Origin of the sequence: Actinokineospora enzanensis DSM 44649 (assembly GCF_000374445.1) — a bacterium.
Lineage (GTDB): Bacteria > Actinomycetota > Actinomycetes > Mycobacteriales > Pseudonocardiaceae > Actinokineospora > Actinokineospora enzanensis.
The window spans coordinates 1-12,052 of record NZ_KB894471.1; the positions used below are offsets into that span (position 1 = coordinate 1).

Below are 12,052 nucleotides of genomic sequence, written 5' to 3' on the forward strand. Positions count from 1 at the left end.
GCGCCGGCACGTTGGATTGCGAGCAAGGAGACGATGAGGGCGGCGGAGCGTTCGAGCATGACGCCGACGATCGAGCCTGGGGTGACGCCACGGGCTTGCAATTCCGCGGCCAGGGTTGTGGCATGGGAATCGAGTTCGGCGTAGGTGAAAGAAGGGCCGTCATCGACCACGACCGCCTGCCCGGAAGGGTTCGCCGAGACCTGGTGGGCGAAGAGTGAGGGAATGGTCGCGGGGGTGATCGGAACCTGGGTGCCTTGCCAGGCGGACAGGACGGAGTCACGCTCGGGGGGCGCAAACAGGTCCACTGTGGACACCCGGTGGCCGGGATCGGTGGCGATGGTCTCCAGGGCGTGGGTGAGGCGGGAGAGCAGGGCCGTCGCCTCGGGTTCGGTGAAGATGTCCGGGCGGTAGCGCAGGGTCAGGGTGGTCGGGGTGCCGGGGAGGACGAGCAGGGTCAGCGGGTAGTGGGTGGCGTCGCGGCCCTGGGCGGACTCGACGTGGAGGCCCGCTGCGGTTTCGGCGCGGGAGAGGGCGTCGGAGTCGACGGGGTAGCTCTCGAAGACGGTCAGGGTGTCGAACAGTTCGGGCAGGCCTGCCGCGCGCTGGATGGCGGCGAGTCCGAGGTGTTGGTGGTCGAGCAGGGCCGCCTGCTCGGCGCGCAACCGGAGGAGGAGTTCCGCGATGGTCTCGGTCGGGGTGAACCGGAGTCGGACCGGGACGGTGTTGATGAACAGGCCGATCATCGAGGCGACGTCGTCGAGGTCGCCGTCGCGGCCGGACACGGTGGCGCCGAGGACGACGTCGGTGCGGCCGGTGCGCTGGGCCAGGACCAGGCCCCAGGCGACCTGGACGGCGGCGTTGAGGGTCACGCCCAGGTCTCGGGTGGTGGCGGTGAGCCGAGCGGTGGTCTCGGGCGACAGGTCCAGGTCGAGCCTGCCGGGCAGTACGCCGGTGCGGTTCGCGTCCGGGGCGACCAGGGTGGGCTCGTCGATCCCGGCGAGCGCGGCCTGCCAGGCGGTGACTGCGCTGTCGGTGTCGCGGCGGGCGAGGTCGGCCAGGTGGTCGCGGTAGGAGCGGGCCGGGGTGGGGGTCTCGCCCGCGTAATGGGCGAAGAGCTCGCGGGCGAGCAGTGGGGTCGACCAGCCGTCGAGGATGGCGTGGTGATTGGTGAGGACCAGTTTCGCCGTGTCGGGGCCCAGCCGGACCAATAGGAACCGCACGAGCGGCGCGATGGCCAGGTCGAACCGGGTGGCGCGTTCGGCGTCGATCAACCGGTCGCACTCGGCCGCGTCGGCGGTCACCTCGCGCCACGGGACGGTTGCCGCGCGGGCGATGACCTGGACCAGTCGGCCGGTCGACAGCGTGGGGAACGCGGCGCGCAGCGTGTCGTGCCGGTCTGCTAGGGCCTGGGCGGCGACGCGCAAACGGTTGCCGTCCACTTTTCCGCGCAGGGTGAGCACCTGCTGTGTCGTGTAGACGTCCACATCGGACTCGTCGAAGCGGGACAGGAACAACAGCCCCTCCTGCAACGGCGTGGTCGGCCAGACGTCGGCGGCGTCCGGGTGCGCGCGGTCGATCTCGTCGACCTCGTGCTGTGTCAGCCGCGCCAGCGGCCAGTCGGACGGCGTGTGCCCGCCGACCTCCAGCCGCGCCAGTTCGGCCAGCGCGGCCGTCCAGCGGTCGGCCAGGTCCCGTACGACGTCGTCGGACACCGCGCCCACCCAGGCGAAACGCGCGGTGAGGGCAGGGCCGTCGGCGAGGACGTTGATCGAGATCGGGTGCCCGACCGGCATGGCGTCGTCGGCGCCGCCGGTGAGCGCGGCGGCCTCGGGCGCCGACGACCACGGCCCGGACTCGCCCGCGCCGAGTCGGCCCAGGTAGTTGAACAGGATGTCGCGGGCGGGGGCGTCGAGGCGGTCGCGGAGCAGGCCGTAACCGACACCGTCCGTGGGGACGGCTTCCTTGACCTGTTTGAGAGTCTCGGGAGCGGTGTTCGCGGGCACGAGGCGGACCGGGTGGATCTCGGTGAACCAGCCGACGGTGTCGGTGACCTCGTCCGAGCGGCCGTGCCCCTCGACGTCCACGACGATCGGCTCCCGCACGGCCGACGCGAGCGCGGCCAGCATGACCTCGGTGGGACCGGTGTGGAACAAGGCGGGAACGGGGCCGAGCAGGCGGTCGGCGTCCGGGACGGTGACGGTCAGCGTGCGCGCGGTGGCGACGGTGTCGGTCGAGTCCAGCGGGCGGGACGTGAGGGTGTGCGCGGGTTCCAGGACGTCCCGCCACATCTGCAACTCGTCCGAGCGGTCGGTCTCCCGCAACTTCCGGGACCAGCCGCGGAACGACAATGGCGCCGGGTCGAGGCGTTCCCCGCGCACGGCGGCGGCCAGCGCGGGAACCAGGATCCGCCAGGACACGCCGTCGACCACGAGATGGTGGATGACGATCAGCACTCGGCCGGGCTCGTCCGGTCCCCGGTCGCACCAGACGACCCGGACCATCCGTCCCAGTTCCGGATCCAGCGCGGCGACGGCCCGTTCGGTGGCCTCGTCGAGATTCCACTGTGGACCGGACACGCGCTCGACCTCGGCGGGCACGCGCTCGTGCGGGACGACCAGGGCGTCGCCGGTGAAGCGGGCCCGGAGGACCGGGTGGGCGTCCAGGACCGCGGTGACGGCGTCGGCCAGCTGTTCCAGGGTGCGGTCGGGTGGGGTGATCAGCAGGCGGGACTGGTGGAACCGGGTGATCGGGCCGCCCCGGGAGACCAGTTCGCGCATGACCGGCGTCAGCGGAACCTCGCCGAACGCGTTGTCCGTGACCTGTCGAGCGGTGCCGCCCAACACGGCGACCGCGGCCAGTCCCGCAACGGTTCGGGACTCGAAGACCTGGCGGGTCGTGAGGCGGATGCCCGCCGCGCGAGCGCGGGCCACGAGTTGCATCGCGACGATGCTGTCGCCGCCGAGCGCGAAGAAGTCGTCCTCGACGCTCACCGAGTCCAGGCCGAGCACGTCCGCGACCAGACCGGTCAGGGCGATCTCGGCCGGTGTGCTCGCCGCGCGGCCCCGGGCGGTCGCGCGGACCGGTTCGGGCAGTGCGGCGCGGTCGACCTTGCCGTTGACGGTGGTCGGCAGGACATCCATGAGCACGAACGCTGACGGGACCATGTAGTCCGGAAGGGCCGACCGCGCCCAGTCGGTGAGTTCGTCGACCGTCAGAGGTCCCTCGGGCACGATGTATCCGGCGAGATAGGGCGAGGGGGACTTGCGGATCGTGACGACAGCGCGCCGCACGGCCGGGTGCGCGGAGAGCGCGGACTCGACCTCCTCCAGTTCCAGCCGCATGCCGCGGATCTTGACCTGGTTGTCGGCGCGGCCGACGAAGTCCAGCGAGCCGTCGGGGTTCCAGCGGGCGAGGTCGCCGGTGCGGTAGAGGCGACCCGTCCCGAACGGGTTTGCAACGAACCGGGACGCGGTCAGGCCGGGCGCGTTGACGTAACCGCGGCCGAGTAGGTAACCGCCCGCGTGCAGCTCGCCGGTGCGGCCGACCGGGACCGGGCGCAGGTGCGGGTCGAGGACGTGCAGGGTGGTGTTCGGGTTGGGCTTGCCGATGGATGTCGCGATCCGTTCCGCCCTGTCCCGGTACACGACATGGGACACGCCGATGGTCGCCTCGGCCGGGCCGTAGCCGTGGTACATCGTGGTGTCGAGACGGCTGCGGAACCGGTCGAACAGGTCGGGGGTGAGCACCTCGCCGCCACACCAGACGTGCCGCAGGTTCGCGAGCGAGCCGGGTTCGGTGGCGACGGTGAGCAGCGCGTCGAGCATGGACGAGGGCAGGTAGACGAAGGTGACGCGCTCGCCGTCGATGAGGTCGAGCAGGTAGTTCGGGTCGCGCTCGCCGCCCGCCTTGGCGATCACCACGCGGCCGCCCGCCACGAGCGGCAGGAAGATCTCGTTGACCGAGATGTCGAAGGCGAGCGGGGCCTTGAACAGGGTGGCGTCGTCGGGTCCGAAGCCGAGCAGGCCGAGCTGCCAGTGCAGGCGGGCGCAGATGGCCTCGTGCCGGATCATCGCACCCTTGGGCACGCCGGTGGAACCGGACGTGAAGATCACGTACGCCAGGCCGAGACCGTCCACTTCGGTCCACCCCAGGGCGGCGGGCGGGTGGTCCCACTCGTCGAGGTCGACGCGGAGGCCGCCGTGGCCGAGTGTGAGCACCGCTCGGGAGTCGGCGACGACGCGGGCACGGCGGTCGGCGGGCCAGGTCGGGTCGACCGGGACGAACGCGCCGCCCGCGCGCAGGACGGCGACCAGCGCGACGACCATCTCGGCCGAGCGCGGTAGCGCGATCCCGACTGTCCTTTCCGGACCGACGCCCTCCGCGCGCAGGCGGGCGGCGAGGGCGGCGGTGTGTTCGTCGAGCTGGCGGTAGGTGAGCCTGCGGTCGCCGTCGACCACGGCCACGGCGTCCGGGGTCGCGGCCATGCGCTCGGCGAGCATGGCCGGGAGGGTGCGGGCGACCTCGGGTTCGGCGGTATCGTTGAAGGCGGTGAGGACGGTGTGGCGCTCGGCGTCGGTGAGCACGTCGATCTCGCCGATCCGGCCGGTGCCCGCGAGCGCGGCGAGCGTGGTCGCGAGGCGGGTGGCGAGGTCGTGGGCGAGTGCGGGGTCGTGGTGCCGCAGGCGTAGGTCGCTCGTGGAGTGGGCGACCAGGGCGATCGGGTAGTGGGTGGCGTCGTGGCCTTCCGCCGCGGTGACGCGGAATCCGGCGGTGTGCGGATGTTCGGCGATCGGGTAGCTCTCGAAGACCATGAGGGTGTCGAAGAGGTCGCCGAGCCCGGCCTGCCGCTGGATGTCGGCGAGGCCGACGTCCTGGTGGTCGAGCAGGGCGGCCTGCTCGGCGTGCAGGCGGGCGAGCAGACCACTCGGGGTCTCCGCCGGATCGAGACGGACCCGTACCGGAACCGTGTTGATGAACAGGCCCACCATGTCGGCGATGCCCTCGACACGGGGCGACCGGCCGGAGACGGTGGCACCGAAGACGACGTCGGTCCGGCCGAGCACACGGGCGAGCGTCAGCCCCCAGGCGGCCTGCACGACCGTGTTGGCGGTGACCTTGTGGGCGCGGGCGATGGCGTCCAGGTCGACATCGAGCGGGACGACGACCTCGTCGGGCGTGCCCTCGGCGGTGTGGCCGGGCGCGATGATCGTCGGCTCCTCGAACCCGGCGAGCGCCTTGGTCCAGGGCTCGCGGTCGAGGTTGGCGAGTGCGGCCAGGTAGTTCCGATAGTCACCCGGCCGAGGGAGGCTTTCATTCGCATATAGCGAAATGAGGTCGCGGACCAACAGGGGGCCGGACCAGCCGTCGAGCACGAGGTGGTGGTTGGAGATCACCAGCCGGTGCCGGTCGGGCCCGACCTTGACCAGCGTGAACCTGACCAGTCCGCCCTGCTCGGGAACGAACTCCCGAGCCCGGTCGGCGGCCAGGAACCCAGCCCAGTCGAGTTGTCCACAACCCGCGAAACCATCCACAGGCTTTCCGGCGCCCTCCCCCGCGCCCCCCACCGCCGATAGAATGGAGCGGGGCTGCCCCCCTGGGCTGGGTGGGGGATTGTGTCCGACGGTTTGATCTTGGTCGGTGAGTCGATCTTGAGTGGGTCGATCGTGGCCTGAGTGGGTCGGCTCGGCGTGATCATGGGCCGTGGCCGTCGGATCGATCGCGGTGAACGGGATGTCCGCCAGTGGGGTCACGATCTGGACGGGGATGCCCGAGTCGGTGAGGCGGAAGGCCGTGCGGAGGTTGGGGTGGCGGTCGAGGAGGGCGCCGACGGCCGTCCGCAGGCGGTCCGGGTCGATGTCGCCTGCCAGGTCCAGGACCAGTTGGACGGTGTAGACGTCGCCGCCGGTGTCGGACAGGTAGAGCAGGCCGGTCTGGAGCGGGGACAGCGGCCAGATGTCGGTGAGGGTCGGGTGGACGTCGACCAGCGAGTCCACATCGGACTGTCGCAGCGGGACGAGTGGGAAGTCCGACGGCGTGTACTCCACCGTGTCCGACGCCTCGGCGCGGGCGGCCAGGGCGGTGACGCTCGCGGCCCAGGTGCGGGCCAGGACGGGGACGTCGACGGAGGCGCACGCGCCCGGGGCGTAGGTCCATTCGGCGACGAGGACGGGGCCTGCGGGGCGGTCCTCGACGGCCGCGTTGAGGGCGATGGCGTGGCTGACGGGAAGGGCCGGGTCGACGCCGGTGCCGAGGGCGTCGCCGTCGGGGGCCGGGGTCCAGGGACGGCCGTCGAGGGTGAAGCGGCCGAGGTAGTTGGCGAGAAGCTCGCCGGGGGTCGGGTCGGGGTACAGGCCGTAGCCGATGCCGTCGTCGGGGACGGCCCGGAGGGTGTCCTTCACCCGCTTGAGGGCGGCGATCCCATCCGGGCCGCCCGCGTCGACGATCAGCGGGTGGACGGTGGTGAACCAGCCGATCGTGCGGGTGAGGTCGGCGCCGGGGACGGCGTGTTCGGCGCGGCCGTGGCCCTCGACGTCCACCCGGGCGGCGGCCCCTGCCGTGAGCGCGAGACCGGCGAGGATGGCTTCACGGACTCCCGCGCGGAACCGGCGAGGCAGCGTGGTGAGCAGGGCGGTCGTCGTGGTGGTGTCGAGTTCGACGCGTTCGGTGCGGGTCGATCCCGCCGTGTCACGGGTGGGATCGAGTGGAACGGTCCCCCACGGCCGGGACGGGTGGGACAGAACGGAACGCCAGTGGTCGCCGTCCGCTCGCGGGCGGGACGTCAACTCGCGCGCCCACAAGCGGAACGGGGTCGACTCCGGGGCCAGGTCGCCCTCGCACGCGGCCGCCAGGTCGGCAGCCAACACGCGCCAGGAGACTCCGTCCACGACCAGGTGGTGGGCGGCGATCAGCAGTCGGTCGCCGTTCCAGCGCAGCGCGATCATCGCGCCCGACCAGGGGTCGAGGGAGTCCAGGGCTTCTTCGACGTCGAACGGGCCGACGTGCAACAGCTCGGCGGCGCGGCGGGATTCCTCCACGACCAGGCCGGTTTCGGTGAGCCGGGCGCGCAGCATGCCGTGGGTGTCGAGGACGCGTTGCACCGCGTGGGTGAGGACGTCCTCGGTCAGGTCGGGTGGCGTGGCCAGGATCGTGGTCTGGGCGAACCGCCGGATCGGGCCACCGCGCGTGATCAGGTCGCGCATCACCGGTGTGTAGGGCAGTTCGCCGATGGGGGAACCGACCAGTCCGATGGGCCCGGTCGGCGCGTGGGCGGCGAGGGCGGCGACGGTGCGCAGCTCGAAGACGTCCCGGGGGCCGATCCCGAAACCCGCCGCCCGCGCGGCCGTGACCAGCTGGATGGAGACGATGCTGTCACCGCCGATGGCGAAGAAGTCGTCGTCCACGCCGACCGACGGCAGGCCCAGCACCCGCGCGAACACCTCGGTGATGGCGATCTCGGCGGCGGTCCTCGGTTCCCGGGACGTGGTGCGGGCGGCGAAGTCCGGGTCGGGCAGGGCGTCGCGGTCGATCTTGCCGTTGACGGTCGCCGGGAACGCGTCGAGCGGGACGATCGCGCCGGGGACGGCCTGTTCCGGGAGCCGCCGGGACAGCGCGGAACGCAGGGTGTCGGGGTCGAGCGACGCCGGGGTCACGTAGCCGACGAGCCTGCGGTCGCGGAGCAGGACCACGGCCGAGCGCACACCGTCCACAGCGGACAGCGCGGCCTCGACCTCGCCGAGTTCCACGCGGAAGCCACGAACCTTGACCTGGTGGTCGGCGCGGCCCGCGAAACGCAACTCGCCCGTGCGGGTGCGGCGGACGAGGTCGCCGGTCCGGTAGAGCCTGCCGTCCCCGAACGGGTTGGCGACGAACCGGTCGGCGGTGAGTCCGGGGCGGTCGAGGTAGCCGCGCGCGACCTGGGCGCCGCCCAGGTACAGCTCGCCGATGACACCGATCGGGACGGGACGCAGGCGCTCGTCCAGGACGTGCGCGGTGCTGCCGCGAACGGGGCCGCCGATGGTCGGGGTGTCGCCGGTGATCTCCGCCATGGTGGCCATGACGGTCGTCTCGGTCGGCCCGTACATGTCGTACGCGCGGACGTCCGCACGGGCCAACCGCTCCCACAGCGTGGCGGGCACGGCCTCGCCGCCCATGGCCAGGCCGGACAGGCCGGTGTCGAGGACGCCGTGCTCGACCAGCAGGGCGATCGTGCCGGGGGTCGCCTCCACGAAGTCGATCCCGCGCTCGGCGACGGCGGCCCGGTAGGCGGCGGGGTCGGCGTACTCGTCGCGGGTGAGCAGGTGCAGCTCGTGGCCGTCGAGCAGCCAGAGCAGTTGCTGCCACGAGGCGTCGAACGCGAACGAGAAGCCGTGGGCGACGCGCAACCTGCGGTCGTTGGCGACCGGGGCGAAGACATCGGCGCGGTTGGTGTGGAACAGGGTGGTGATCTGCCGGTGGGCGACGGTGACGCCCTTGGGGAGTCCGGTGGAACCGGACGTATAGATCACGTACGCGGCCTGGTCCGGGTGTGGGAGTTCCAGTCGCGTCTCGGGTTGTTCCGCGATGCGGGGGTCGTCCGGTCGGACCGTGGGGAGGTCGGCGTCGAGCCGGTCGGTGATCAGCAGCGCGGGGCGGGCGTCGGCGAGGAGGTGGTCGAGGCGGGCTCGGGGGTAGTCGGGGTCGAGCGGCAGGTAGACGCCGCCTGCCTCGATCACGGCGAAGAGAGCCACGACGAGGTCGACCGTGCGCGGCAGGGCTACCGCGACGATGTCCTCGGCTCGATGCGCTGTTCCGATACTCGCCGAATCGACGGTGTGGTCCCTGGTGGACGGGCCGGTGCTGTCCTTCTGGTCGATGCCGTGTGGCTGGGTGTTGCGGTTGACGGGACCTGTGCCATCCGTTCCCGGAACATCGTCCCGACCGGCACAACCTCGTTCCGCGTGAGCGCTCGGAACAACACTGTTGCCCTGCAACGGAACGGGACGGGATGGGACGGAACGAGACCGGTCTGTGTTGAGGTCTGCCGGGTGGGACACGCCGGGACGGGACGGGAGGTGTGTGCGGGCGCCGATGCCAAGGGTGCGGAGGTGGTGGGCGAGCTTGCGGACGCGGCTGCCGAGTTCGGCGAAGGTGAGGGTCTCGCCGGAGGCGACCAGGGCGATGTCGTCGGGACGGGCGGCGATCCGGGCGGCCAGGAGTTCCGGGAGCGTGTCGGCGCCCTGGGGAGCGGGGACGGCGGTGGTCGGCCAGGCGCGTTCGCGCGGGGTTCGGATGTCCACTTCGGACAAGCGGAAATCCGGGGCGACGGCGAGTGCGGTGAGCGTGGCGACCAGGCGGGCGGCCAGGTCGGTGGCGGTGTCCGTGTCGAACAGGGCGGTGGCGTAGTCCAGGTGCAGGTCCAGGCCGCCCTCGGCGCGTTCGGCGAGGGTGATGGTCAGGTCGACCTTGGCGGTGGTCAGCTCCACCGGCTCGAACGCGCCGTCGTGGCCGGGAAGACCGGGACAGGAGGTGGGGGCGGTGCGGTGCACGAGCATCGTCTGGAACAGCGGGTTCCGACCCAGGCGACGACTCGGCGCGAGGTGGTCGACGACGCGGTCGAACGGCACGTCCTGGTGGGCGTAGGCGGCGAGGTCGGTGCGGCGGACGCGGGCGAGCAGCTCGGTGAAAGTCGGGTCGCCGGAGGTGTCAGTGCGCAGGACGAGGGTGTTGACAAGGAAGCCGATGAGTCCGTCGAAGCGCTCGTCGGTGCGGCCCGCGACCGGGGCGCCCAGGGGGATGTCGGTGCCCGCGCCCATCGCGGTGAGCAGGGCCGCGACGGCGGCGTGACCGATCATGAACAGGGAGGCGCCGTGCGTGGCCGCGAGGTCGGCCAGGGCGCGGTGGGTCTCGGCGGGCAGCGTTGCGTGGACGCGGGCGCCTCGATGGTCGGGCGCGGCGGGACGGGGGCGGTCGGTCGGCAGGGGGATCTCGTCGGGGAGGCCGTCGAGGGCGCGGTGCCAGTACGCGAGTTGCGGGTCGGTGACCTGCTGGAGCAATGCCTGTTGCCACACGGCGTAGTCCGCGTACTGGACCGGGAGCGGCGGGAAAACGGGAGTCCCACCTGCGCGGCGCGCGGTGTAGGCGGTGCCGAGTTCGGACCACAACGTCGCCTCGGACCACTCGTCGGCGGCCACGTGGTGCACGAGCACGAGGAGAACCGACGCGTCGCCGGGCAGCGTGAGGAGCCACGCGCGAACGGGGATGTCGGTGGTCAGGTCGAAGGGGTGTTCGGCGAGACGGGTGAGTGTTGCAGTGAGGTCGTCCTCGGTGACCGGCAGGACGTCGAGAGAGGGGGTGCTGTCGGTGACCAGTTGGTGGGTGTCACGCAGGACCGAGCGCAGGCTCTCGTGGCGGGTGGTCAGGTCGATGAGGGCGGCCTGGAGAGAAGGCACGTCTACCGGGCCGGTGAGACGGGCGGTGAACGGGATGTTGTAGGTGGGAGCGGGGCCCTCCATCTGGAATGCGAACCACAGCCGTTGCTGCGCTGCGGACAGTGGGGGTCGCTCAGGCCTGGGCAGCTCTCCCGGGACGGGACGCGTTGTCTCCGCGAGACGGGTGCGTGCGGCGAGGCCGGCGGCGGTCGGTGCCTCGAAGACGTCGCGGACGGACAGGTCGGCGGCGAGTCCGGCGCGGATCCGGTTGACCAGGCGGGTCGCGAGGAGGGAGTGGCCGCCGAGGGTGAAGAAGTCGTCGTCGATGCCGACTGTGGGGAGGGTGAGCAGGTCGGCGAAGACGGCGCAGAGGAACTCCTCGGTCCGGTCTCGCGGGGCCGTGGCCTCGGTGTGCACGGTCGGGGTGGGGAGGGCCTTGCGGTCGGTCTTGCCGCTCGGGGTCAGCGGGACGCTGTCCAGGCCGACGACCACCGACGGGACGAGATGCGCCGGGAGGGTGACAGCGAGTCGGTCCCGCACGCCGTGGGCGGCGTCGGCGGGGGTGACGTAGCCGATGAGCCGGTCGTCCCGGACGGCGGCGACGGCGTGGGTGACGCCGTCGAGGGCGGACATCGCGGCCTCGACCTCGCCCAGCTCGATCCGGAACCCGCGCAGCTTGACCTGGTCGTCTACTCGTCCCAGATAGTCGAGAGCACCGCCGTCGGTCCAGCGGGCGAGATCGCCGGTGCGATAGAGGCGGCCGTCGCCGAACGGGTTGGCCACGAAACGCTCGGCAGTGAGGGTCGGGCGGTTGAGGTAGCCGTGGGCCAGCTGGACGCCTGCCAGGTACAGCTCGCCGGGGACGCCGGGCGGGATGGGACGGAGGTGGCGGTCCAGGACGTAGGTCTGGGTGTTCCAGACCGGGCGACCGATGGTGACCTGGTCGTGGACCCGGGTCGCGGTGACATCGACCGAGGCCTCGGTGGGGCCGTACAGGTTGTACAGCTCGGCGGACAAGACGGAACGGAACTCGGCGCCCAGGTCGGCCGGGAGGGCTTCGCCGGAGCACAGGACGCGCCGGAGTGACCGGATCTCCCGGGTCCGTGGCTCGGCGACGAAGGCGCGGAGCATGGAAGGTACGAAGTGGACGGTGGTGATGTCGTGCCGGGCCAACGTCTCGGCGAGGTAGGCCGGGTCGCGATGGCCACCGGGGCGGGCGAAGACGAGAGTGGCGCCCGCGATGAGCGGCCAGAAGAACTCCCAGACGGAGACGTCGAAACTGGCGGGGGTCTTCTGCAGGACGCGCTCCCCCGGCTTCAGGCCGTACTCGGATTGCATCCACAGCAGCCGGTTCACAATGCCCGACTGCGGAACGACAACTCCCTTGGGACGCCCGGTCGAACCCGACGTGTAAATCACATAAGCCGGACCGTCATAACCGGAATCGAACCCATTCCCCTCAGGATCAACAGAATCGGCGCCTGCGCCGATCGGACCCCGCGCAGCCCCCACCACTCCCGGGGGGCGTCCCCGCTCCAGTGTAACGCGGGAAGGCGAAATTCGGTCGGGGGCGAAGGAGGGTGTGGATGGATTCGGGGTAACACCCCGATCGAGGGGGGACACGCCGGGCGACATGCCGGAGGAGG

Annotated in this window: 1 pseudogene; it reads right to left on the reverse strand. The window is 71.8% G+C overall.

Annotated features, from left to right (window positions below):
- Positions 1-11,849 (reverse strand): annotated as a pseudogene (locus C503_RS42350) (amino acid adenylation domain-containing protein); the annotation flags it as partial.
- Positions 11,850-12,052 lie beyond the last annotated feature (203 nt).